The sequence below is a fragment of the Streptomyces tendae genome (assembly GCF_014650435.1).
Classification (GTDB): Bacteria; Actinomycetota; Actinomycetes; order Streptomycetales; family Streptomycetaceae; genus Streptomyces; species Streptomyces tendae.
The window spans coordinates 51,717-76,812 of record NZ_BMUY01000005.1; the positions used below are offsets into that span (position 1 = coordinate 51,717).

Annotated in this window: 17 protein-coding genes; 6 read left to right on the forward strand and 11 right to left on the reverse strand. The window is 71.7% G+C overall.

What is annotated here, in order from left to right:
* Positions 1-64: 64 nt before the first annotated feature.
* Positions 65-2,347 carry a PI-PLC domain-containing protein gene (locus tag IE258_RS15075; RefSeq protein ID WP_189743717.1) on the forward strand — a complete coding sequence of 761 codons (2,283 nt, stop codon included), beginning with the start codon at positions 65-67 and terminating at the stop codon, positions 2,345-2,347.
* Between the two features lie 51 nt (positions 2,348-2,398).
* Here the strand turns inward: IE258_RS15075 and IE258_RS15080 are convergent, their stop codons facing one another.
* The 4 genes from IE258_RS15080 to IE258_RS15095 form a co-directional block, all read right to left on the reverse strand.
* Positions 2,399-5,884: a CARDB domain-containing protein gene (locus tag IE258_RS15080; protein WP_189743718.1), complete on the reverse strand. Its 3,486-nt coding sequence runs from the start codon at positions 5,882-5,884 to the stop codon at positions 2,399-2,401.
* 395 nt (positions 5,885-6,279) lie between these two features.
* Positions 6,280-7,725: an argininosuccinate synthase gene (argG, locus tag IE258_RS15085; RefSeq protein ID WP_159326220.1), complete on the reverse strand. Its 1,446-nt coding sequence runs from the start codon at positions 7,723-7,725 to the stop codon at positions 6,280-6,282.
* A gap of 58 nt (positions 7,726-7,783) precedes the next feature.
* Entirely contained in the window at positions 7,784-9,223 is a 1,440-nt protein-coding gene (locus tag IE258_RS15090) for an NAD-dependent succinate-semialdehyde dehydrogenase (protein WP_189744390.1), read from the reverse strand.
* Between the two features lie 73 nt (positions 9,224-9,296).
* On the reverse strand, positions 9,297-10,565 hold the full coding sequence (locus tag IE258_RS15095) for an aspartate aminotransferase family protein (RefSeq protein ID WP_189743719.1): 1,269 nt from the start codon (positions 10,563-10,565) through the stop codon (positions 9,297-9,299).
* Positions 10,566-10,716: 151 nt separating this feature from the next.
* Here IE258_RS15095 and IE258_RS15100 point away from each other — a divergent pair, with 151 nt between their 5' ends.
* Positions 10,717-12,393, forward strand: a complete 1,677-nt coding sequence (locus IE258_RS15100) for a PucR family transcriptional regulator (RefSeq protein ID WP_189743720.1) — start codon at positions 10,717-10,719, stop codon at positions 12,391-12,393.
* A 39-nt stretch (positions 12,394-12,432) separates the two neighbouring features.
* Complete coding sequence (locus IE258_RS15105; RefSeq protein WP_189743721.1) at positions 12,433-13,005, forward strand: dihydrofolate reductase family protein; 573 nt, start codon at positions 12,433-12,435, stop codon at positions 13,003-13,005.
* A 68-nt stretch (positions 13,006-13,073) separates the two neighbouring features.
* Here IE258_RS15105 and IE258_RS15110 read toward each other — a convergent pair whose 3' ends face one another.
* Genes IE258_RS15110 through IE258_RS15125 form a run of 4 tightly spaced genes read right to left on the reverse strand, consistent with a single transcriptional unit; the run spans position 13,074 to position 18,556 of the window.
* Positions 13,074-15,473 carry a beta-xylosidase/alpha-l-arabinosidase gene (locus tag IE258_RS15110; protein ID WP_189743722.1) on the reverse strand — a complete coding sequence of 800 codons (2,400 nt, stop codon included), beginning with the start codon at positions 15,471-15,473 and terminating at the stop codon, positions 13,074-13,076.
* Entirely contained in the window at positions 15,470-16,288 is an 819-nt protein-coding gene (locus IE258_RS15115; protein ID WP_189743723.1) for a carbohydrate ABC transporter permease, read from the reverse strand. Before IE258_RS15115 ends, IE258_RS15110 begins: the two co-directional genes overlap by 4 nt.
* Positions 16,285-17,241, reverse strand: a complete 957-nt coding sequence (locus IE258_RS15120; protein ID WP_189743724.1) for a carbohydrate ABC transporter permease — start codon at positions 17,239-17,241, stop codon at positions 16,285-16,287. Before IE258_RS15120 ends, IE258_RS15115 begins: the two co-directional genes overlap by 4 nt.
* A gap of 10 nt (positions 17,242-17,251) precedes the next feature.
* Positions 17,252-18,556 carry an ABC transporter substrate-binding protein gene (locus IE258_RS15125; protein ID WP_159326214.1) on the reverse strand — a complete coding sequence of 435 codons (1,305 nt, stop codon included), beginning with the start codon at positions 18,554-18,556 and terminating at the stop codon, positions 17,252-17,254.
* Positions 18,557-18,694: 138 nt separating this feature from the next.
* Here IE258_RS15125 and IE258_RS15130 point away from each other — a divergent pair, with 138 nt between their 5' ends.
* Positions 18,695-19,744: a LacI family DNA-binding transcriptional regulator gene (locus IE258_RS15130; protein WP_189743725.1), complete on the forward strand. Its 1,050-nt coding sequence runs from the start codon at positions 18,695-18,697 to the stop codon at positions 19,742-19,744.
* 15 nt (positions 19,745-19,759) lie between these two features.
* Here IE258_RS15130 and IE258_RS15135 read toward each other — a convergent pair whose 3' ends face one another.
* Entirely contained in the window at positions 19,760-20,203 is a 444-nt protein-coding gene (locus tag IE258_RS15135; protein WP_189743726.1) for a tautomerase family protein, read from the reverse strand.
* A gap of 71 nt (positions 20,204-20,274) precedes the next feature.
* On the opposite strand from IE258_RS15135, the gene IE258_RS15140 reads away from it, so the two are divergent.
* Together IE258_RS15140 and IE258_RS15145 are read left to right on the forward strand one after the other, a co-directional pair.
* Entirely contained in the window at positions 20,275-21,192 is a 918-nt protein-coding gene (locus tag IE258_RS15140; protein WP_189743727.1) for a LysR family transcriptional regulator, read from the forward strand.
* Between the two features lie 89 nt (positions 21,193-21,281).
* Entirely contained in the window at positions 21,282-22,781 is a 1,500-nt protein-coding gene (locus IE258_RS15145; protein ID WP_189743728.1) for a serine/threonine-protein kinase, read from the forward strand.
* 53 nt (positions 22,782-22,834) lie between these two features.
* Here the strand turns inward: IE258_RS15145 and IE258_RS15150 are convergent, their stop codons facing one another.
* Both IE258_RS15150 and IE258_RS15155 read right to left on the reverse strand, forming a co-directional pair.
* Positions 22,835-24,193, reverse strand: a complete 1,359-nt coding sequence (locus tag IE258_RS15150; protein ID WP_189743730.1) for an MFS transporter — start codon at positions 24,191-24,193, stop codon at positions 22,835-22,837.
* Between the two features lie 156 nt (positions 24,194-24,349).
* Positions 24,350-25,015 (reverse strand): TetR/AcrR family transcriptional regulator, encoded by a 666-nt coding sequence (locus IE258_RS15155; protein WP_189743732.1) that lies wholly within the window; start codon positions 25,013-25,015, stop codon positions 24,350-24,352.
* Between the last annotated feature and the right edge of the window lie 81 nt (positions 25,016-25,096).

Here is a 25,096-nt window from a genome sequence, read left to right on the forward strand (position 1 = left end):
GTCTTGGCACTCCCCCACTGGGCGCCGTGGCGGCACGGCGGCCGGCTGATACGAGAATGGTTCCATGAACGCACTGGTCCGGCGCCCGCCCTGGGTCGAGGTGCTGGTCTGGTGCGTGGCGGTGCTGAGCCTGACCGTCTTGGCCGCGGCGGCCGTCGTCCGCAGTACGGTGCTGGACCCCGGGTTCTACGGCCAGGTGCTGGAGGACGAGCGCGCCTACCAGCGCTTCTACGACGAGGTGCTGGTGGACCCGGGCAGCACGCCGTTCACCAGCGACCTGCTGGAGCGGCTGCCCGTTCCGCAGTCGACCATCACCTCGAACCTGAAGGTGGTGATCCCGCCGGAGACGCTGCGGACGATGGGCGAGGGCCAGATCGCGGAAATGGTCCACTACCTGGAGGGCGACAGCGACCGGCTGCGGATCACGGTCGACCTGGAGCCCGTCGTCGCGAACGTCGAGCGGCTCAGCCAGGCGTACTTCGGTGACGCCGTCGCCGCGCTGCAGAAGCGCTCCGAACCGGACTTCCAGGCCTTCGTGCAGCACCTGAGCGAGCTGGTGGCGCGGGTGGTGGCCGGTGAGGCGCCGCTTGAGGAGCTGCCGACGCTGCCGCTGTCGCACAGCCAGGCGGTCGCCGCCACGGACGCGCTGATGCGGCTGGTCCCGGACGGCACGACGCACGAGGGCGTCAGATCGACCGTGCGCACGGCGCTGGACCGGGGCGACGTGGCCTCGGCCCTGGCCGCGATCGCCCCGGTCGCGCTGACCGACCAGGTCCGGGACGCCGCCGAGGAACTGCTGCGGGAGGCGAGGCAGGGCACCTGGGTCGTCACCGTCGACGTCGAGCCCGGGACCGAGGCGCTGGCCCCGCTGGACCGCGCCCGGAACGTGACCCGGCTCTTCCAGGACGTGGTGGAACCGGCGGCGGCCGTGCTGTGCGCCGCCGCGCTCACCCTGCTGTGGTTGTTGACGCCGTCGCCCGCCAAGCGCCGGCTGATGCCGCTGGGCTGGGTGCCGGCGGCGGCCGCCTCCGTGCTGGCGCTCACCGTGCTCCTGCTGCGGCTGACGCTGGGCGACACGCTGTTCGGCACCCCGACGTCGTGGCCGCCGGCGGCGTCGGGACTGCTCGCCGACGTCCAGGCCGCCGCGCTCGACCGGCTGCTGAACACCGCCGTGGTCGTCGCGGTGATCCTGCTCGCCGCGGGCGCCCTGCTGATCACCGTCGGCTGGGTGTGGCAGACCCGGCCCAGTGTGCCGGTCCTCACCGATCCGCGGCACGTTCCGGCGCTGACCTTCACCGTCACCGCCGTCGCCCTCGTCGGGACGATGCTGGCGCCGGTGGCGATCAGCGGTTCCTCGCCGCGGATCTGCCAGGGCAGCGCCGAGTTGTGCGACGCCCGTTACGACGAGATCGCCCAGCTCGCGTCGCACAACGCGATGGCGACGACGGCGGACCGGTTCATCGGCCCCCTGCAGGACCCGGACATCGTCGGTCAGCTGGGCGCGGGCTCGCGGGTCCTGCTGCTCGACACCCACCGCTGGGAGCGGCCCGAGGAGGTGGCCCAGCGGCTGAGCACCTCGGACTTCTCCCCCGCCGAGCGCCGTCGGCTGACCACGATCCTGAAACAGGTCAACCCGCCCCATCCGGGCCTGTGGCTGTGTCACTCGGTGTGCGGCGCCGGGGCCCTCGAACTGGAGCCGACGCTGCGGCAGATCGGAGAGTGGCTGCGCGACAACCCCACGGAGATCGTCACGCTGATCCTCCAGGACGGGGTGGACGCGGTGACCACCCAGGACGCCTTCGCCAGGGCCGGCCTCTCGGACCTGCTGTACGAGCCGGACCGGGACCCGGACCGCCCGTGGCCGAAGCTCGAGGACATGATCGACAGCGGTCGGCGGCTGGTCGTCTTCGCGGAGCAGGCGGACGGGCCCGCGCCCTGGTACCGGAACCTCTACCGGTACGGCATGGAGACGCCGTTCGCCTTCCGCAGCCCGGACGAGATGTCCTGCCTGCCCAACCGGGGCGGCTCGGACAAGCGGCTGTTCCTGCTGAACCACTTCGTCACGGCGGGCGGCGGGCTGCGGCTCGACGCCGGGGTCGTCAACTCCCGGCAGCGGGTGCTGGAGCGGGCGCACACCTGTGAGCGGCAGCGCGGCAGACCGGTCAACTTCATCGCGGTGGACTACGCGACGATCGGCGACGCGCTGGGCGCGGTGAACGAACTCAACGCCGAACGCCGCAAGGACGACGCCCGCGTCCCCGTCGAGCGCACTCCCGGCCGGCTCCCGGACCCGGCGGAAGCCCGGCGGCGCGGTGGTGCTCCGCGCCGCCGGGCGGCCTCCCGGTGACCGGCTCGGGCCTGGTCGGCCGTTACCGGTCGGGCTGCTACTGGGCGGCTCCTACTGGTTGATCTTGAACTGGGAGCCGGGTTCGATCCGTATGTCCTCCTCGGCCGAGTTGGTGATCGTGACGTCGGTCAGGGTCGCGCTGCCGCGGGCGCCGCCCATCGCGAGGATGCCGGAGCCGTTGTTCGACTTGTCGATGCGGACGTTCTGGATCTTCACGTCCGGCATCGCACCGCCTCCCGTCTTGAACTGGATGCCGTCGTAGGTCGAGTCGAGGATCTCGGTGTCCCGGATGGTCACGCCCGGGATGTCCTGACCCTGCGCGAAGAGGGTGATGGCGCCGAACTCCTGCGCCTCGCCCCAGAACGCGCCGCCCGTGCGGTGCAGGGCGTTGCCCGCGATCAGGGTCTGCCCGGAGAAGGGCAGCGGGTCGTGGTCGGTGGCGAGCATGATGCCGGGGTAGTTCATGGTGTCGGAGACGACGTTGTTCTCGATGGTGTTGCCGTAACCGCCGTACACCGCGATGCCGTTGGCCCGCCACGGCAGTTGGATCGTGTTGTTGCGGAAGTGGTTGTCGTGGCCGATGTCCACGGACGGGTCCTTGACGTACTTGTTGGCCCAGACCGCGAGCGAGTCGTCGCCGGTGGTGCGGAAGGAGGAGTTGTAGACGGTGGAGTTGCGGGTGCCGTTGGAGAAGTTGATGCCGTCCGCGTAGGTGTCGCGGATGCGCATGCCGGTGAACTCCAGGCCGTCGGCGGGGCCCCACAGTTCGGGGATGTTCGAGTAGTCGCGGCCGACCCAGACACCGACGTTGGCGTGCTCGATCCACACGTTGCTGATCTTGGTGTCCTTGCCGAAGCGGCCGTTGAGCCCGACGCCGCCCTCCGCGTTGCCGTCACCGCCGCGGATGGTGCCCGAGCCGAAGATGGCGATGTCGGAGATCTGCGTGTTGCCGTCGATGTCGAAGCCGAAGTTGCCCTCGTGCGGGTGGTTGATGCCGCCGGCCTCCTGCGGCGGGGTCAGGGTGTAGAGCTGGGAGTGCCACATGCCGGCGCCGCGGACCGTGACGTTGCTGATGCCGACCTGGTTGTACTGGCCGCGGTTGAGCGGATCGTCGGTGAGGATCTTCTGCTCCTGGCGCCACTGCCCGGCGGGGATCCACACGCAGTCGATCCTGCCGTTCTGGTCGTCGGTTACGGCGCGCTGGATGGCGTCGGTGTCGTCGAGTCCGTCGCCGGGGACGGCCCCGTACTCGGTGATGGAGGTGCACTCGGCGGGCTTGGTCTTGGCGGGCGCGACCTGCTCCAGGTCGATCAGGTCGATGACGTAGTAGGCGGCCGAGTCGCCCAAGTCGCGCTGGAGGCGGAACTCGGTGCCCTGCGGGAAGGTCCGGTCGAGGAGCGCGTGGGACTCGTCGAAGAGGCGCCGGGCGTCGCCGCCGGGCCGGTTGGTGAGGCCCTCCGGGTCGTCGGTGCTGCCGTAGAGCCAGCTGTGCTTGGACGACAGGTTGAGCTTCTGCACGAACTCGCCGTCGGCGTAGAGGCTGATGGTGGCCTCGGCTCCGCCGCCGCCGGGGGCGTCGGGGATGGAGTTGCGCACTACGATGGAGTTGGTGGGTGTGGTGGAGGTGAACTCGACGTACTCGCCGGTCGAGTCGAGCCGTACGGACTCGCGGCCCGAGGACTCGGTGCCGAAGTTGGTGTGCCCGAAGGTCCGCTTGGCGTCGGTGCTGAGCAGCGTGCCGTCGTACCGGCCGTCCTCCGCCTCGTACTCGGTGTACGGCACGGCGGCGCCGCGTCCGACGACGAGGGACTTGGCGAGCACGTTGTTGTTCTCGTTGGTCTCGGCGACCCGGGCGGTGGCGTCGGCGGTGGCGGTGAGGGTGACCCCGCCGCTCGTCGCCTTCCAGGTGCCGCTGACCGGCACGTTCACCGTGGCGCCCGCCGCGACCTGTCCGGTGGTGCCGTCCAGGGTGGTGGAGCCGGCCTGGACCCGGGTCACCGTGCCCGCCTCGACGGCGCTGGTGCCGCGGTTGTGCACGGCGACGGTGAAGGAGACCTCGGCGCCCACCGCCGGGTTGGCCGGGTTGGTGGTGATGGACCGCACCTCGAGGTCCGGTCCTGGAGCCCGGTCGACGACGAGGCGGTCGGTGGCGGAGCGGCTGTTGTTGGTGTCGTCCAGTTCGGCGACGGTGTCCTTCGGGTCTGCCACGGCGGCGACCGCGTAGCTGCCGGCCGCGTGGGTACCGGTGGAGACGGCGACCTCGGTGGACTCGCCGGGGTCGAGCGCGGGGACGGCGGCGCTGCCGGCCGTGGTGCCCTCCACGGTGACCTCGGTGGTGGTCGCGGCCGAGGGCGCGGTGCCGGCGTTGCGGACCGTGGCGTTGACGGTGACCTCGTCGCGCTCGTTCGGCGCCGCGGGCGACCAGTCGAGCGCGGCCGAGGGCGCGGTGCCGGCGTTGCGGACCGTGGCGTTGACGGTGACCTCGTCGCGCTCGTTCGGCGCCGCGGGCGACCAGTCGAGGCCGGTGACGGTGAGGTCGGGCGCGGGTGCGGCGGTGCCGAGGACCTGGAACTCTGCGACCTGGCCGCCGGAGGCGCCGGTGTTGGAGAAGAACCTGAGCCGTACGTCGGAGACCCGGCCGCTGACCGGGATGGTCACCGCGTTGTCCTGCCCCGGGCTGAAGGCGTAGTCGGCGCGCTCGCGCAGCGAGGTGAAGCCGCTCTCGCCCTGCGCCCGGCCGAGCACCTGGATGCTCTGGGTGCGGGCGGACCAGACCGGGTCCGGGTTGAGCTTGACGACCACGCCGCTGACGTCGGCGTCGGCGCCGAGCTTGACGGTGAGGTCGGCCGGGTTGCCGGCGGCCTCCCAGTAGGTGGAGGTGGAGTCGTCGGTGGCGTTGGCGGCGACGTAGTTCTGGGTCGTCGAGGTGGCCTCGGCCGGCTTGTTGCGGGCGAGGTTGGTGCCGGTGGGCGGCGGGCCGGTGTCGACGCCGTCGCCGTACACCTCCAGCTCGGCCAGTTGTGCGGCGTTCCAGCCGGTGTTGCCGGTGATGTCGACGCGGACGTAACGGGCCTCGGAGGGGGAGTCGAGGTCGATGGCGACGGTGCCGGCCTGTGCCGGGCCGAACGCCCGGCCGTCCGAGGCGTCGAGGCTGTGGAAGGTGGAGCCGTCGGTGCTGCCCCGCAGGGACAGGGTCTGGGTCCGGCTCTCCCAGCCGGCCGGCAGCTTGAGCACCACCCGGTCGACGTCGCGGGCGGTGCCGAGGTCGACCTGCAGCCACTGCGGGAAGGAACCGGCAGGCCCCTCCCAGTAGGTGGCCTGCTGTCCGTCGGTGGCGTTGCCGGCCGGGTAGGCGCCGTGCGAGCCGCCTGCCTTGGCGGGTCGGCCGAGGGCCAGATTGACGTCGGCGGCGGCCGTCACCGGCGCCGTCGCCGCCTGCGCGGTGGCGGCGAGGGGCAGTGGCAGCAGCCCGACCGTCATCAGCCCGGCGACGGCGGCGCCCGTGAGCGTCCGTCGGCCGAGAGATCTCCGTCTCATGGGGTCCTCTTGTTCCGTGGGGAGTCGGGGAGGGCGCGGAGGTCCGGCAGTTGGGGGGAAGCACCGACTCTGCGCGCCAATTGAGCAGGACAGTCGATTCTTTGCGGAAAGTGCGTCATCAGGTTTCTAGCGCGTCACCGGTTTGTCAACGGTCGCGGTTGAGGCGGGAATTGGCGCGTAAACGACTTACACCACTTGCGAAGCGCTTGCGTAGCACTTGAACAGGCAACGAAGAGACAAGGGATGCCAGAAGGATTGCTCCGGGCTCGCAAGTCGCGCAAGTCGCGTACGAGGAGCAGCAACGGACGGGGCAAGCAGAAGGGCCGGCTCGACGCCCTCAGGCGTCGAGCCGGCCCTCGCCGGTGCGGGGTCCCCGGGTCGCGGGGACGGCCGGATCAGTCGGTGCCGGACTCCATCGCGGCGCGGTCCAGCAGCTCGTCGTCGGCGGAGACCTCGCCGCGGGAGGCGATGGCCTGCGCGCCGCCCTCCGGCATGGCGCCGATCAGCCCGGTCGCGGCGGCCTGCGCGGCGCCGATGGCGGGGCTGCCGGTGCCGATGAGGCCGAGCCCGGCGTACTGCTCGAGCTTGGCGCGGGAGTCGGCGATGTCCAGGTTGCGCATGGTCAGCTGGCCGATCCGGTCCACCGGGCCGAACGCGGAGTCCTCGGTGCGCTCCATGGACAGCTTGTCCGGGTGGTAGCTGAAGGCCGGGCCGGTGGTGTCGAGGATCGAGTAGTCCTCGCCGCGCCGCAGCCTGAGGGTGACCTCGCCGGTGACCGCCGAGCCGACCCAGCGCTGCAGCGACTCGCGGATCATCAGCGACTGCGGGTCCAGCCAGCGGCCCTCGTACATCAGCCGGCCCAGGCGCCGCCCCTCGGTGTGGTACTGGGCGAGGGTGTCCTCGTTGTGGATGGCGTTGACCAGGCGCTCGTAGGCGGCGTGCAGCAGGGCCATGCCGGGCGCCTCGTAGATGCCGCGGCTCTTGGCCTCGATGATCCGGTTCTCGATCTGGTCGGACATGCCCATGCCGTGCCGGCCGCCGACGGCGTTGGCCTCCATGACCAGGTCGACCGCGGAGGCGAACTCCTTGCCGTTGATCGTCACCGGGCGGCCCTGGTCGAAGCCGATGGTCACGTCCTCGGGCGCGATCTCGACCGACGGGTCCCAGAACCGCACGCCCATGATGGGCTCCACGGTCTCCACGCCGGTGTCGAGGTGCTCCAGGGTCTTGGCCTCGTGGGTGGCGCCCCAGATGTTGGCGTCGGTGGAGTACGCCTTCTCCGTGGAGTCCCGGTAGGGCAGGTCGTGGGCGACCAGCCACTCCGACATCTCCTTGCGCCCGCCGAGCTCCGTCACGAAGTCCGCGTCAAGCCACGGCTTGTAGATCCTGAGCTGCGGGTTGGCGAGCAGGCCGTACCGGTAGAACCGCTCGATGTCGTTGCCCTTGAACGTGGAGCCGTCGCCCCAGATCTGGACGTCGTCCTCGAGCATCGCCCGGACGAGGAGGGTGCCCGTGACGGCACGGCCCAGCGGCGTGGTGTTGAAGTACGCGCGCCCGCCCGAGCGGATGTGGAACGCCCCGCAGGTGAGCGCGGCCAGCCCCTCCTCGACCAGCGCCGCGCGGCAGTCGACCAGGCGCGCGACCTCGGCGCCGTACGTCTTCGCGCGGTCGGGCACCGAGGCGATGTCGGGCTCGTCGTACTGGCCGATGTCGGCGGTGTACGTGCAGGGGACGGCGCCCTTGTCACGCATCCACGCGACCGCGACCGAGGTGTCGAGGCCGCCCGAGAAGGCGATACCGACGCGCTCGCCGGTGGGGAGGGAGGTGAGGACCTTGGACATAGGAAGAGTATGCATGATTACGCATGACCATGCAAAGCCCCGCTCCGCATCGTCTGTGTCACCCGGTCGGCAGCGCCACGTACTGGTACTCCAGGAACTCCTCGATCCCGACCCGGCCCCCCTCCCGGCCGAGCCCCGACTGCTTGACGCCGCCGAAGGGTGCGGCGGGGTTGGAGACCAGGCCGGTGTTGAGGCCGACCATGCCGACCTCCAGGCGCTCGCTGACCCGCAGGGCACGGTCCAGGCCCTCGGTGAAGACGTAACCGACGAGCCCCCACGGGGTGTCGTTGGCCCGGCGGACCACCTCGTCCTCGTCGTCGAAGGTGAGGATCGCGGCGACCGGGCCGAAGATCTCCGTCGCCGTCAGGCGGCTGTCCGGGGAGACGTCGGTGAGCACCGTGGGCGGGTAGAAGCAGCCGGGACCCTCCGGCGTGGTGCCGCCGACGAGTACCCGCGCGCCGCGCTCCACCGCGTCGGCGACCAGCTCCTCGACCTTGGCCCGCCCGGCGGCGTCGATGAGCGGTCCGACGTCGACGCCGTCGCTGGTGCCGGGACCCACCACCAGCGCGCCCATCCGGCGGGCGAGCCGGTCGGCGAACTCCCCCGCCACCGAGCGGTGCACGAAGAAGCGGTTGGCGGCGGTGCACGCCTCGCCCATGTTGCGCATCTTGGCGACCATCGCGCCGTCCACGGCCGCGTCGAGATTCGCGTCGTCGAAGACGACGAACGGCGCGTTGCCGCCCAGCTCCATCGAGGTCCGCACGACGGTGTCCGCGCACTGTGCCAGGAGCAGCCGGCCGACGGCCGTCGAACCGGTGAAGGACAGCTTGCGGATGCGCCCGCCGCGCAGGAGCGGTTCGCACACCTCCCCCGCCCGCGAGGTCGTGACGACGTTCAGCACCCCGTCGGGCAGCCCGGCCTCCTTGAGGATCGAGGCCAGGGCCAGGCTGGAGAGCGGGGTCTGCGGGGCCGGCTTGAGCACCATGGTGCAGCCGGCCGCGACCGCCGGGCCGATCTTGCGGGTGCCCATGGCGAGCGGGAAGTTCCACGGGGTGATCAGCAGACAGGGGCCCACCGGGCGCCGGGACAGCAGCATGCGGTTGCGGCCGTCGGGCAGGACGCCGTGCCCGCCGTCGATCCGGACGGCCTCCTCGGAGAACCAGCGGAAGAACTCCGCCGCGTAGGCGACCTCGCCCCGGGCCTCGGCCAGCGGCTTGCCCATCTCGGAGGTCATCAGGCGGGCCAGCGCGTCCGTGCGCTCCAGGACGATCTCGTAGGCGCGGCGCAGGATCTCGCTGCGCGCCCTCGGCGCCGTCCGGGCCCACTCCTGCTGCGCCTGGACCGCCGCCTCCTCGGCCAGCCGGGCGTCCTTGGGTCCCGCGTCGGCGACGTGGGCCAGGATCTCGCCGGTCGCGGGGTCGTCCACGGGCATGACGGCGCCGTCCGCGGCGTCCACCCAGGCACCGCCGAGGAAGAGCTGTGTGGGGGTGTCGGGGATGTCGGTCATGGGGTCCCTCCTGATCGCCGGTGCGTTGTCCCCGCGGGGCGCGTGAAGCGGTGCGCGGCGGCCGTCATCGTCCCGCCGCTCCCGACGTACCGGCCTCGACGGCGGCGGCCCACGCCCGAAGCCCCTCGTCCACGCCCGCCTCGTCGATCACCAGGGCCGGGATCATCCGGACCACCTGGTTCCAGGCCCCGCACAGCAGCAGGAGCAATCCCTCGTCGACGGCGGCCCGCTGCACCCGGGCGGCGGTCTCGGGGTCCGGCTCGCCGTCCCCGGTGACGAACTCGCTGGCCAGCATCAGCCCCATGCCCCGTACGTCGCCGATGGCCGGGGTCCGGGACGCCACCGCCTCCAGGCCCCGGCGGAGCCGGGCGCCCATCGTCTCGGCGTTCTCGACGAGCTTCTCGTCGCGTACGACGTCCAGCGTGGCACAGGCCGCCGCGCACGCCACCGCGTTGGCGCCGTACGTCCCACCCTGCGAGCCCGCCCACGCCTTGCGCATCAGCTCCTCCGGGGCGGCGATGCCGGACAGCGGGAAGCCGCTGGCCAGGCCCTTGGCGGTGACGAGGATGTCGGGGGTGACGCCGAAGTGCTCGTGGCCCCAGAACCGGCCGGTGCGGCCCACACCGGTCTGCACCTCGTCGAGGATCAGCAGGAAGCCGTGCCGGTCGGCGCGCTCGCGCAGGCCCTGGACGAAGGCGCGGTTCGCGGGGACGTAGCCGCCCTCGCCGAGGACCGGTTCGACGATCACGGCGGCGGTGTCGGCGGGCGCGGAGATCGTCTGGAGGGTGTAGTCGAGCTCCTTGAGGGCGAAGCGGGTGGCGGTCTCCTCGTCCCAGCCGTAGCGGAAGGCCGTCGGGAAGGGAGTGACGACGACGCCGCTCATCAGCGGTGAGAACCCGGAGCGGAAACGGGTGCCGGAGGTGGTCATGGAGGCGGCGGCGACCGTGCGGCCGTGGAAGCCGCCGTGGCAGACCAGCACGTTGGGCCGTCCGGTGGCCTGCCGGGCCAGGCGCAGCGCGGCCTCGACCGCCTCGCTGCCGGAGTTGGTGAAGAACAGGCTGTCCAGGTCCTGGGGCAGCACCTCGCCGAGCTTGTCGACCAGGCGCCGCAGCGGCGGGTGCATCACGGTCGTGTACTGGCCGTGGACCAGGGTGGCGACCTGCTCCTGGGCGGCGGCCACGACCCTGGGGTGGCAGTGGCCGGTGCTGGTGACGCCGATACCGGCGGTGAAGTCCAGATAGCGGCGGCCGTCCTCGCCGTCGAGGTGGACGCCCTCGCCCCGGACCGCCACCACGGGGGTGGCCTGGCGAAGGTGCGGCGACAGTGCGGTCATGCTCGTCTCCCGGCCTGTTCGTCGGTCTCCTGCGGTCCTGCCAGCCTTCCCGCCCCGGCGGGCGCGGCAACGCGTGATCTGTCCGGCCGGGGCAGCGTGTCCGGACGATGTGTCAGGCGTTCGGCGTAACCTGGGTGCACAGGGAGGCAGCGTGAGCGAGCACCGGCAGCCGGGCCCGTCGGACCGGCCGCCCACCGTGGCCGACGTGCTGGCCCTGCCGGTCCTGGCCGGGGGCGAACCGCGGGTGGTGACCGGTGAGGAGCACCTCGATCGCCCGGTCCGCTGGGTCCACGTCACCGAGCTGACGGACCCCGCTTCCTTCCTCAAGGGCGGCGAACTCGTCCTCACCACCGGCATGCCCCTGCCCGACGACCCCGCCGGTGTCCGCCGCTACGTCGACGAACTCGCGGCCGTCGGTGCCGCCGCCCTCGTCATCGAGCTGGTACGCCGCTATCACCGGCCGCCCGAGGCTCTGGTCCGGGCCTGCCGTGCGCGCGGGCTGCCGCTCGTCACGCTCGCCAGGGACGTCAACTTCCTGGAGGTCACCCAGGTCGTGCACACCCTGATCGTCGGCCACCAGGCGGACGCGATCCGCCGGACCCAGCGCGTCCACGAGGCGTTCACCGCGCTCACCCTGCGCGGTGCGGGGCCCGAGGAGGTGCTGCGCGCCGCGGCGGAGATGAGCGGCCGTACGGTCGTGCTGGAGAACCTGGTCCACCTGGCGCTGGTCTGCGAGCCGCCCGGGGCCCCGGTCCGGGACGCGCTCGCGGACTGGGAACGGCGCTCACGCACCACGCCGGCCACCGACCGCGCCGGGGTGTCCGGCCCCGAGGGCTGGCTCACGGCCCCGGTGGAGTACCGGGGCGAGCGGTGGGGCCGGGTGGTCATGCTCCCCGGCGCGCTCGCCGGCCGGACCTTCGGACCGCAGGACGCCACGGTGCTGGAGCGGACCGCGATGGCGCTCACCATCGCCCGTCTCACCCACGCCACGCCCTGGGAGCGCACCGCCCACCGCAACGCCCTGCGCGACCTGGTCGAGCGGCGGCACCGCTCCCCCGCGGACGCGCGGGCCCGGGTCTCGGCCCTGGGGCTGCCGACGGAGCACGCCCGGTTCGTCTCCGTCCTCGCCGACCTGCCGCCCGGACCGGACACCGGGGCGGTCGAGACCCGGCTCTGCGAGGAGCTGACCGCGACGGGGGCGCGGGCCCTCGTCGGGCTCCTCTCCTCCACCCGCCTGGGCGTACTGCTGGCGCTGCGCCCGTCCCGGCCGTGGCGCGAGGCGGTCGAGCAGGTGAGCCGCACCGCCCTGGCCGCGGTCCCGGGCGCGACGGTGAGCGCGGGCGCGCCGGCCGAGGACCTCGCCGACGCGGCGCGCTCGTTCCGCGAGGCGGCCCGAGTGGCCGAGGCCACCGAACCCGGGCGTCCCCTCCCGGCCGGCCGTTCCTTCCACGAGCGGTCCGACATCGGGCTGCGTCGCCTGCTGTACGCGCTGCGCGACGACCTCCGCGTCCAGGAGTACGCGGAACGGCGGTTGGGCCCGCTGCTCGACCACGACGCCCGGCACGGCACCGACCTCGTGGCGACCCTGCGCGGCTATCTGGAAGCCGCGGGCAACAAGACGGTGGCCGCCCGTTCGGCCGGTCTGTCCCGGGAGACGGTCTACCAACGGCTGCGTACCATCGAGCGGCTGCTCGGCAGTGACCTCGAGTCCGGCGAGCAGCGCACCGAACTGCACGTGGCCCTGCACGCGGTCGACGCGCTGCGAGCACCCTCGAACACCCGCCCCGGAGGGGGGACCGATGAGTTTTTCCCCGGCCCCGGGTCGTAGGGGTACACAGACCGGACACGAAACGTTGAGGATCCCCGCATGCGTACTCTGATCAGCACCGCCTTCGTCTCGCTCGACGGTGTCGTGGAGGCCCCGGGCGGCGAGCCCGGCTACCGGAACTCCGGCTGGACCTTCAAGCTCGTGGACTTCCTCCCCGAGGCGTACGAGATCAAGGGCCGGGAGCAGGGCGAAGCCGCGGCACTGCTCCTCGGCCGGGTCAGCTACGAGGCGTTCAGCCCGGTGTGGCCGGACATGGAGGAGTTTCCCGAGTACCGCAAGATGCCGAAGTACGTCGTCTCCACCACCCTCACCGAGGACGACCTGGTGACGAACTGGGGCGAGACGACGATCCTGCGCTCGCTCGACGAGGTCGCCGCGCTGAAGGAGACCGAGGGCGGCCCGATCATCGTCCACGGCAGTGCCGCCCTGAACCGGAGCCTGTCGGACGCCGGTCTGATCGACCGCTACCACCTGCTGGTCTTCCCGCTCCTCCTCGGTGCGGGCAAGCGGCTGTTCAGCGACACGGACAAGGACGCCCAGAAGCTGAGGCTCGTCGAGCACGAGGCCTACGCCAACGGCATCCAGAAGAACGTCTTCGACGTCGTGCGCTGAACCGCGCGGCGAGCGGTGGCGCCGGGAACACGGACCCGGCACCACCGCTCGGCTCCCGAGCCGGCGGCTCAGGCGCCCTCGACGGCCTCCTGTGTCTCCTGCGCCTCGTGCGTGAACACCGCGTGCAGCCGCCGGGTGTGGTCGACCGGCCGTTGCGGCCCGGTGAGCGCGACCGTCGCCGTCAGCCGCGGCTCGGTGCTGGAGGACGCGAACCGCAGCTCCAGGTCGCCCGGTTCGACGACGCGGCGGCCGTCGCGGCCGGTGAACGAGGCGAGGTCGGCGGGCACCACGACGCGCACTCGGCGGGCCTCACCGGGGGCCAGTGGCACCCGCGTGTAGCCGACGAGGCGCTGCACCGGCTGGACGACGGAGGCGACCGGGTCGTGCAGGTAGAGCTGCACCACCTCGGTGCCGTGCCGTTCGCCGGTGTTGCGGACGGTGAGTTCCAGCGAGAACTCGCCGTCGGTCGGCGCCTCCTTGGTGTGCGCCACGAGGTCGCTCCAGGCGAACGTGGTGTACGTGAGCCCGTGCCCGAAGCCGAAGGCCGGTGTCGGGTCGATGTTGGACACCTCGCTGGCCTGGGCGAGCCGCGCCCCGAGGTAGGTGGTCGGCTGGGCACCCGCGCTGCCGGGCACGCTGACGGGCAGCCTGCCGGTGGGGCTGGTCCGTCCGCCGAGCACGCCGGCGATCGCGGCGGTGCCCTCCTCGCCGGGGAAGAACGACTGCACGATCGCGGCGGACTCCGCCACGGCGCGGCCCAGCGCGTAGGGCCGTCCGGCGAGCAGCACGGTGACCACCGGCGTGCCGGAGTCGAGCAGCGCGTCGAGGAGTTGCTGCTGGGCGCCGGGCAGCGCGAGGGACTCGGCGTCGCAGCCCTCGCCGCTGGTGCCGCGCCCGAACAGGCCCGCGCGGTCGCCGAGGACGGCCACGACGACGTCCGCCCCGCGGGCCGCGTCCACCGCCGCGCCGATGCCGGAGACCTCTCCGTCGTCGACTCCGGTGCCGCGGGCGACGGTGATGTCCGCCTCGGGGAACTCGGCGGTGAGGGTGTCGTGCAGGGTGGGCAGGTCGATGCCGACCGGGACCTCCGGGTGCTGCACCCCGACGTGGCGCGGGAAGGAGTAGCAGCCGAGTACGGCGGTGGCCTCGGTGGCGTTGGGGCCGACCAGGGCGATGCGGCGGGGCCGGTCGAGCGGCAGGGTGCCGTCGTTGCTGAGCAGGACCACGGCCTTCTCGGCGATCTCGCGGGCCAGTTCCCGGTTCTCGGACCGGTCCAGGTCGATGCTGCCGCGCAGCGCCTCCGGATCCGCGAGGTCCACCCCGTCGAGCGCGGGCGGGACGGGGCTCCAGTCCGGATCGAGCAGTCCCAGTTCCGCCTTCTGTGCGAGGACGCGGCGCAGCGCCCGGTCGATGAGCGCCTCGGGGACCCGGCCCTCCGTGACCGCCTCGACGAGCGGCGCGCCGAACGTCTTGACGGTGGGCAGCTCGACGTCCACGCCCGCCCCCAGCGCGGCACCCGCGGCGCCGGCCCAGTCGCCGGCGATGCCGTGCAGCGTCTTGAGGAAGGCGATGCCGAAGTAGTCGGCGACGACGGTTCCCTCGAAGCCCCAGGTGTCGCGCAGCAGACCGGTCAGCAGCGTCTCGTCGGCCGCGGCCGGCACGCCGTCGATGTCGGTGTAGGCGTGCATCACGGAGCGGGTGCCGCCTTCGCGGACGGCCATCTCGAACGGCGGCAGCAGGACATCGGCCCGCTCGCGGGCGCCCACGGACGAGGGCGCGAGGTTGCGTCCGGCGCGGGAGGCGGAGTAGCCGACGAAGTGCTTGAGGGTGGCGACGATCCCGGCGGACTCCAGGCCCCGCACGTACGCGGTGCCGATGGTGCCGACGAGGTAGGGGTCCTCGCCGATGGTCTCCTCGACCCGGCCCCAGCGGGCGTCGCGGACCACGTCGAGGACGGGTGCGAGGCCCTGGTGGACGCCGACGGAGCGCATGTCGCGGCCGATGGCGGCGGCCATCCGGCGCACCGCGTCCGGGTCGAAGGTGGCGCCCCAGGACAGCGGGACGGGGTAGGCGGTGGCGCCCCAGGCGGCGAAGCCGGCCAGGCACTCGTCGTGCGCGAGGGCGGGGATGCCGAACCGGTTGGCCGACGTGATGCGGGCCTGGCTGCGCATGAGCGACAGAGCACCCAGCGCGGGGTCGACGGGGACCGTGCCGAACGGGCGGGTCAGCTGGCCCAGTCCGGTGGGGAGCAGCGCGTCGAGGTCGACGGCCTCCTCCATGTCGTGCTGGTGGGGGGCGACTTCGCCGCCCTTGTCGGAGGCGCCCACCCACACGCCGTACAGCTGGGCGATCTTCTCCTCGAGGGTCATCGCGGCGACGAGCGCGTCGACTCTGGCGGCGACGGGGTGGGTGGGGTCGTTCCAGAGGGGGATTTCGGGGGTGGTCTCTACGGCCACGTCGGCAGTCACTTTCCTCCGACACCCATCAGCCCCTGGACCAGGGCACGACGGGCGAACAGGTAGACGAGCAGGATGGGCACCATGGACAGCACCACGGCTCCCAGCAGACCGGGGATGTCGATGCCGTGCGCGGTCTGGAAGTTGTACAGGCCCAGGGTGACCACCTTGGTGGACTCGGACTGGGTCAGCACGAGCGGGAACAGGAAGCCGTTCCACGCCTGGAGCGCGGAGAACACCACGATCGTGGACAGCCCCCCGCGGGACAGCGGCACGACGAGCTGGAAGAACATGCGCCGCGGGCTGGCGCCGTCCATCGCCATGGCCTCGTACAGCTCCGGGGAGATGTCGCGCATGGCGCCGCTGAGGATGAGCGCGGACATCGGCAGGCAGAACGCGGCCGTGGGCAGGATGACGCCGAGCAGGTTGTCGTACAGCCCTGCTTCGCTGATCAGGTAGAACATCGGCACGATCACGGCCTGGGCCGGGATGGCGAGGCCGAGCAGGAACAGCCGGAAAATCGCCGACGTCGCCCGGCCGCGGCTGCGGACGATGGCGTAGGCGAGCGGCGGTACCAGCAGCAGCACGATGCCGATCACGCAGGCGGTGACGACGAGCGTGTTGAGGAAGTACTGGCCGAAGCCCGAGTCGAAGGCGCCGGTGAAGTTGTCCAGCGTGAAGCTGTCCGGGAGCGAGACCGGGCCGTTCTCGGCGTAGTCCTGGCGGGTGCGCAGGGTCGCGGCGAGCATCACGTACAGCGGGAGTCCGACCAGGACGAGCCAGACGAGCGAGCCGACGCCGGCCACGTAGTTGGGTCGGCGCCTCATGACACACCCTCCATGGAGCTGCGCATCTTGTCGTAGCCGGAGACCCGGACGACGATCAGCGAGATGATCGTGGCCGCCACGACCAGGGCCAGCGCGATGGCGGAGCCGATGCCGTAGTCGAAGCTCTTGAACGCCTTGTCGTACATGTAGTAGGCGCTGATGGTGGTGTCGGTGCCGGGACCGCCCTGGGTCAGGATGAGGACCGTCTCGAACGTGGTCAGTCCGCCGACGATCATCAGGATCATCGAGGTGATCATGGAGGTGCGCAGCTGCGGCAGGGTGATGTGGAAGAACTGCCGGTAGCGGCCCGCCCCGTCGATCTCCGCGGCCTGGTAGAGCACCGGCGGGATGGCGCGGGCGGCGCCCTGGTAGATCAGCGTGTGGAACGGGGTGAACTGCCAGGTGCTGACGAAGGCCAGCACCCCGATGGCGGTGTTCTGTTCGCCGAAGAGGTTGCCGTCGCCGAAGAGCCAGCCCGCCTCGGCCGGAATGCCGAAGTTCGGGTCGAGCAGCGCCCGCCACAGCACGGACACGGCCGTCGCGGACAGCAGCAGCGGGATGAAGTAGATGACGGACAGGACGGCGCGGTTGCGCTGGTGGCCGGCCGCCCAGACGCCGAGCAGGATGCTCAGCGGAGTCTGCAGGACCACGCCGAGCGCGGTCAGCAGCAGGGTCAGCCAGATGCTCTTGAGCATGACCGGGTCGTCGATGAGGCGCGACCAGTTGTCGGTGCCGACGAACTCGGGCGAGCTGATGCCGTCCCAGCTCATGAAGGACAGCACCGCCACCATGATCAGCGGGACGATCGCGAAGAGGAAGAAGAACAGTGCGGCGGGCACCGCCCAGCCGAAGCCGGGGCGGCCCACCGTCGTCGCGGACGGGGCGGGCGGCCGCCGCCGGGACTCCTTGCGGGGTCCGGCGGCGGGCCGAGCGCTCGTGAGGTGTGTGGTCATGAGCCGTTCGTCACTCGGTCGGGAGGGCCTGCATGGCCTTGATGAAGCCGTCCGTGTCGAGCTGTCCGTTGAAGAACTGCTGGATGGCCTTGTGCAGGTCCGAGCTGGCCTTCTGCGGGTACGCCTGGTCCCAGGACAGCTGGAAGGACGGGGCCTTGGACACGAGGTCGTACTGGAAGCGCGAGTACTCGGGGGTGCCCGAGCCGTCGATGAACTTGTCGGTGTTGGTCGTGGTCGGCAGGTTGCCGATGTCCAGCTGCGCCTTGACGAACTCGTCGGAGTACATGAGCTTCAGGAACTCGGCGACCGCCTCGGGGTGCTTGGTCTTCTTCATCACCGAGTAGTAGTTGTTGGTGTTGCCGGCCACGTTGGCCGCGTCGCCCTTGCCGCCCTCGACGGTCGGGAAGGCGCTGTAGCCGAGGCCCTTCTCGGCGAAGTCCGGGTGGTCCGTGAGCTGCTGGGAGTAGTACCAGGAGCCCATCAGCTCGAAGCCGGCCTTGCCGGAGGCCACCAGCTGGACCGAGCCGCCGTTGGTGTACTTGACGGAGTCGTAGTTCTTGCCGAAGGCGCCGGTGTCGACGAGCTCCTTGATCATGTCCAGGGCCTTCTTGCTGTCCGCGCTCTCCCAGGCGCTCTTGTCGCCGCCGACGGCCTTGGCGAACAGCTCCGGACCGGCTATGCGGTCGTAGAGGTACTGGAACCACATCTGGGTGGGCCACACGTCGCCGCCGCCGAGGGCGATCGGGGTGACTCCCGCGTCCTTGAGCTTGTCCACCGCGGCGAGCAGCTCGTCCCAGGTCTTCGGCGGCTGGACGCCCGCGTCCTCGAGGACCTTCTTGTTGTGGAAGAGCAGGACCGGCTGGGTGCCGCGCATCGGGACGCCGTAGGGCTTGCCGTCGACGACGCCGCTCTCGAAGACGGACGGCAGGAACTTCTTCTCCAGGTCCGGGTTCTTCTTGATGAAGTCGTCGAGCGGCAGCAGCAGGTCCGCCTTGACGAACGGCTTGATGCTGCCGCCGCCCCAGTTGAAGAAGACGTCCGGGGCCTGCGGGGTGTTGATGATGGTCTGGAGCTTCGTCTGGTAGTCGGCACCGGGGATGGTGTCGAGCACCGCCTTGACGTCGGACGTCTTGTTGAAAGTATCAATGACTTGCTGTTCGACCTTGTTGCTGGCGTCCCCGTAGACCAGGACATGGATCTTGCCGTCGTCCGACGACGCCCCGCCGTTCCCGTCACCGCAGGCCGACAGGCTCAGCGCCAGGGCGAGCGTCGCACCGGTGGCGACCAGTCTGGGCAAGCGCGCACGTGTCTTCATCGTTCGCCTTTCGAAAGTTTCGGCGCCATCACCGAAAGTCCATGCTGGTCGGACAGTAAAGTGAGACCGGATTTCTGGTCAATGGCCGTGCGGCTGCCGTCTCAAAACGTTATCGATCGCATGGCCTATCCTGCCTGCATGCACGATGAAGTTGAGGTGAGCGCCAGAGTCACCCTGGCCGAGGTGGCGAAAGAGGCGGGGGTCTCGCCCCCGACAGTTTCGAAGGTCCTCAACGGTCGTTCGGATGTCTCCAGCGCCACCCGGGCGAAGGTGGAGCGGCTCCTCGAGGTGCACGGCTACCGCCGCCGCACCGCGAGCCCACCGCGCTCGCCCCTGGTCGAACTCGTCTTCCACGAGTTGGACAGCGTCTGGGCGATGGAACTCGTCCGGGGCGTGGAAGACGTCGCCAAGGCCAACCGGACCGAGGTCGTGCTCACCCGCAGCGGCACCCGGCACGCACCCGCGCCGGACTGGATCGAGGGCGTGCTCAGGCGCAGGCCGCTGGGTGTCGTGCTGGTCTTCTCCTCGCTCCCCGTAGAGGTCAAGCACCGGCTGCGGTCCTGGGACATCCCCTTCGTCATCGTCGACCCGGCCGGCGACCCCGACCCCGACGTCCCGTCCGTCGGCTCCGCCAACTGGGCCGGGGGGCTGGCGGCGACCCGGCACCTCACCGACCACGGGCACGAACGCGTCGCGATCATCACCGGGTTCGAGGACATGCTGTGCTCACTGGCCCGGCTCGACGGCTACCGCTCGGCGATGACCATGGCGGGCCTGCCGATCGACCCGGCCCTGGTCCGGTACGGCGACTACAGCGTGGAGAGCGGCTTCGCACACGGCACGGACCTGCTCGCCGGTCCCGACCGGCCGACGGCGGTCTTCGCGGGCAGCGACCTCCAGGCACTCGGGGTGCTGGAGGCGGCCCGCGTCCGCGGTCTGAGGGTCCCTCAGGACCTCTCGGTCGTCGGTTACGACGACGTGCCGCTGGCCCAGTGGTCGAGCCCGCCGCTGACCACCGTCCACCAGCCGCTGCGGCACATGGCCGAGGAGGCCACCCGCATGCTCTTCCACCCGGACGACCCCGGCCGGGCCGGCCGCCGCATCGAGTTGGCGACCCATCTCGTCGTACGGCAGAGCACGGCGCCACCGGGCGCGGTACGGCGGGCGCCCGGCGGCGCCGGTGGGTGAAGGGGGCCGCTGCAGCTACCGGCCCGCGTCGCCGCGGCCGTCGGGCAGGTGGGGCCCGTCGGTCATGCGCTCGTCGTAGCCGGTGACGGGATCGACGACGCGGCCGGCGGCCCACCAGTTCTCCCGCGCCGTCTCGACGGCCATCAGCATCACGTCCTCCTCGGGGACGCCCGCGCGCAGCCGGAGGTTGTCGACGATCGCCCGGAAGAGCTCCGCCTTCTGCTCCGCGCTGCGCTCGTTGAAGGACAGCTGGATGAACAGGGTCCGCCGGCTGCGCCGGATGCCGAACACCACCGGCTGCATGACGAAGTTGTCGTCCGGGACCTCGTGGAAGACGTGGAACTGGTCGTCCCGCGGGATCTTCAGGACGTCGACCATGGACTCGTGGAGCGCCTCGGAGACGAGACGACGGTGCTCGGGCGTGGTTCCCTGGCGCAGGGAGATGCTGATCAAAGGCATGGCACCGACGCTAGGAGCCCACCGGCCATTCCGACAGCGAATGTTGGGCATGCCGGATATGCTGCGACCTCATGGGGATGGCCGATGTGACGCTGATCGGGCTGCGGGTGCTGCGCGAGGTGGCGGAGCGGGGCACCTTCACGGCGGCCGCGCACAGTCTCGGGTACACGCAGTCGGCGGTCTCCCGTCAGGTGGCCTCGCTGGAGCAGGCGACGGGGGCCCGGCTGTTCGACCGTTTCCCCGGCGGCGTACGGCCCACCGGCGAGGGCCGGGCCCTGCTGCGCCACGCCGTCGCCGCCCTGGACGCACTGGAGGCGGCCGACCGGGAACTGCGCGGGGTCGAGGACGCCACGAGCCGGGTCCGCCTGGGGTACTTCCCCGCGGCGGGCGCGGTGGTGGTGGCCGACGCCCTGACGGCGCTGCGCTCCGAACGCCCCCGCGTGCGGGTGGCGACGCGGGAGGGGAGTACCCCCGCACTGGTACGTGCGCTGCGCAGCGGCACCCTCGACCTGGCACTGCTGACCTCCCGGCCCCCGCACCGCTCGCCCGACACCGACGACCCGCCCCTGCACGTCGAACCCCTGCTGGAGACGCGCCTGACCCTGGCCGTTCCGGCGGACAGCCGCTTCGCCGAACGCGGCACCGCCGACGTCGCGGACATCGCCTCCGAAGCCTGGATCGCCGGTCCCGGCGGCATGGGCGATCCGCTGCTCGGCGTCTGGCCGGGGCTGCCCGGCCGCCCCCGGATCGCCCACACCGCCCGCGACTGGCTGACCAAGCTCCACCTGGTGGCGGCCGGTGCGGGCATCACCACGGCCTCGCCGGCACTGCTGCCCGTCGTCCCGCGCGGCGTGCGCTTCGTCGACGTCACCGGCGTCGCCGAGGAGGTACGACGCATCGACATGGTCTGCCTGCCGGGCCGGGCCACGGCACCGACCGGGGCACTGGTGCACGCCCTGCGCCGGCGCGCCGCCGATCTGGCCGACTGACGCGCGAGTCGGGCCACGAAGGCGCCAACCGCCTGTGTATCGGGCCGCTGTCTGGGAAGATCTCCGAAGTCGGGCGACCAGGGGGGCCGATGGAGGCACTGAAGGCAGGGGATCCGGAGCGCATAGGCGCGTACCGACTCGTGGGCCGGCTCGGCGCCGGTGGCATGGGCCAGGTGTTCCTCGGACGGTCGGCGGGCGGAAGACCCGTGGCCGTCAAGGTGATCCGCCCGGAGTACGGAGCCGATGCCGCGTTCCGGCGGAGCTTCGCCCGCGAGGTCGAGGCGGCCCGGCGGGTCGGCGGCTTCTTCACCGCGCAGGTCGTCGACGCCGATCCGGACGCGGAACGCCCCTGGCTGGTCAGTGCCTTCGTACCCGGACCCTCGCTGTACACGGTGGTGGGCGAGCACGGCGCACTGCCGGCCGGTGCGCTGCGGGTGCTGGCGGCCGGTCTGGCCGAGGGGCTCGACGCCATCCACCGCTGCGGTCTCGTGCACCGCGACCTCAAACCGGGCAACGTCATCGTGGCGGCCGACGGACCGCGCGTCATCGACTTCGGCATCGCGCGGGCGCTGGAAGCCTCGTCGCACACGGTCAGCGGCGTCGTCGCGGGCACCCCGGCCTACATGTCGCCCGAACAGGCGCGTGGGGACCGCGGGATCGGGCCGGCCAGCGACGTGTTCGCCCTCGGTTCGGTGCTGACGTTCGCCGCCACCGGTCGCGCCCCGTTCGGTGACGGGCATCCCGCGGCGATGCTCTACCGGATCGTTCAGGAGGAGCCGGACCTCGCACTGGTCGATCACGAACTGCGCGGCCTGGTCGCCGCCTGTCTGGCCAAGGACCCGGACACCCGTCCCACCGCGGCCGGCATCCTCGACTCCCTGTCCGGCGACACCGTGACGGACCACTGGGTCCCGGCCGCGATCACCCGCATGATCAGCGAGTTCGAGGCCGCGCACGGCGTCGGCACCGGCGGAACGGACGGCGACACCGCCCCGGGCGGGGCCACGGACGCGGACACCGACACCGACACCACCCCGGGGGCAGCCGGGACGACGTTCGCGGGCACTCCTGCCGACGGCGACACGAAGACCTACGAGGCCGGGGTCGCACCCGACGCCCCGCCGGCGCCCCCTTCTCCGCAGCGGCGCCGCGGGCTGGCGCGACTGATCCCCACCCGCCGCAGGGACGGCCGCGACACCCCGGACCACGCGGGCACGACCGCCCCCGAGCGTTCCCTCGCACAGGGCTGGAACGGCCTGGCCTGGGGAGCGGGCGTCGCCGACTTCCGGGCGAGGTTCCCGGGCGCGGCGCAGGAGAACGGCGAGTGGTGGGTCACGGGACGAGGCCCCGAGACGTTCTGCGGGGTCACGATGGACGCCCAGTACGCCTTCAACGCCCGCGGCCGGTTGTGCCTGATCGCCTTCTATCCCGAGCCCGGCGACCGGGAGCGCCTTCCCGTGTCGGTCCTCGAGACGCTGGGCGCGCCGGACGGCACGTCGACCAGGTGGACCAGGGGCAAGGTCGTCGTGGACGTGAAGGTGGCGGGGGTGGTCGCCACCATGACGCACACCGGGTTCGCCGACCGGTGAGTGCGGGCGGGCGCGGCGTGGGGAGACACGTCCGGGCCCCCGGGCATCCGGTGTCAGGCCGTCACCGACTCCGGCCGTGCGGCCTCCCGGCGGGCCTGCCCACCCAGCTCCTCGGTCGGGACCTTGTGGGTCTCGCGGGCCGAGAGCGCGGCGATCACCGGCGGGACGCACAGCGCCGCCGTGAACAGCGCCACCGCGACCCAGTCGTCGCCGTCCGGACCGGCGATCTGCGCGGCGAAGGTGACCGCGAAGCCGGCCACCGCGAAGCCGATCTGCGTGCCGATCGCCACGCCCGACAGCCGGACCCGAGTGGAGAACATCTCGCCGTAGAAGGCGGGCCACACGCCGTTGGCGGCGCTGTAGACGACGCCGAATGCGACGATGCCCATCAGGAACGTCAGCGGGTAGGAGCCCGTGGAGATGGCCCACAGGTACAGGAACATGGTCACCGCGCTGCCGACCGCGCCGATCAGGAACACCGGACGCCTGCCGATCCGGTCGGACAGTGTCGCCCACAGCGGGATCGCGGCGAGCGCGGCGACGTTGGCCAGGGCACCGACCCACAGCATGGCGGTACGGGACATGCCGACCGAGTCGCTGGTGGCGTACGCCAGCGCCCACACCGTGAAGATGGTGCTGACCGAGGCGATGAGCGCGCCCGCGACCACCCGCAGGACATCCGCCCAGTGGTCGCGCGCCAGTACGGCCAGCGGCATCTTCGCCACGCCCTCCGTCGCGGCCTGCTGGGCGAAGGCCGGAGTCTCGTCCAGCTTGCGGCGGATGACGTAGCCGACGGCGGCCACCACCACGCTCAGCCAGAACGGTACGCGCCAGCCCCAGGCCAGCAACTGGTCCTCGGGGAGCGCCGCGACGGGGAGGAAGACCAGGGTGGCGAGCAGCTGGCCGCCCTGGGTGCCGCTGAGGGTGAAGCTGGTGAAGAAGCCGCGTTTGTGCGGCGGCGCGTGTTCCAGGGTCATGGAGTTGGCGCTGGCCTGCTCCCCCGCCGCCGAGATGCCCTGGAGGACACGGCAGACAACCAGCAGGACGGGGGCGAGGGTGCCGACCTGGTCGCGTGTGGGCAGACAGCCGATGAGGAAGGTCGACACGCCCATGAGGATCAGCGTGAACACCATGATCTTTTTGCGGCCCGTGCGGTCGCCGACGTGGCCGAGGAAGAAGGCGCCGACCGGGCGGGCGGCGTACGCGACGCCGAAGGTGGCCAGTGACAGCAGGGTCGCGGTGGCCGGGTCGGACTCGTCGAAGAAGACGTCGGGGAAGATCAGCGCGGCCGCGCTGCCGTAGATGAAGAAGTCGTAGTACTCCAGCGCGCTGCCGATCCAGGCGGCGGTGGCGGCCTTCTTCGGCTGGCCGGGCGAGGCGGCGCTCTGGGACGCGGGGGCGGGGACGGACACGGCGTACTCCTTCGGGGGACTCCGCCGTGGGCGGAGGGAGCGGAGGGGGTTGCCGCACGCTAATTAACCCACTGGGTAGTTAGTCGCGGTTGGGAAGGGATGTTGCGCGTAGGTTTCCCGCGTGTCAAGAGGTGCCCCGCCCTGCGGCCGTGCCGCTCAGCCCGCCGTGCGCTCCGCCGTCAGGTACGCGATCACCATGTCGCCCAGCATCGCCCGGTAGTGTTCCCGCTGCTCCGGGGCGACCAGGTCGCGGCCGAACAGGGCACCGAAGGTGTGCCGGTTGGCGACGCGGAAGAAGCAGAAGGAGCTGATCATGGCGTGCAGGTCGACGGCATCGACGTCGGCCGTGAAGAGGCCGGTGCGCTGCCCCTCCTCCAGGATGCGGCGGATCACGTCGAGTGCCGGGGAGCCGATGCTGGCCAGCATCTCCGACGACGCGATGTGCGCCGCGTCGTGGATGTTCTCGATGCTGACCAGGCGGATGAAGTCGGGGTGCCGCTCGTGGTGGTCGAAGGTCAGCTCGGCGAGGCGCCGGATGGCGGCCACCGGGTCCAGGTGGTCGACGTCGAGCTCCTGCTCGGCCTCCCGGATCACGCCGTACGCCCGCTCCAGCACGGCCGTGAACAGCTGTTCCTTGTTGCCGAAGTAGTAATAGATCATCCGCTTCGTGGTGCGGGTCCGTGCGGCGATCTCGTCGACACGGGCTCCGTCGTAGCCGGCCCGGGCGAACTCACGCGTCGCGACGTCGAGGATCTCGGCCTGGGTGCGGGCGGCGTCGCGGGTGCGCGCGCCGCTTCGTGCCGGTTCGTCGACGCTGGTCATCACATTCCTTCGGCTGCGGGCGGGGCTCGGGGCTGGCGTGTCGGTGATTGTAGAAGGCTCCCACTTTTCCACCTGGCTTCT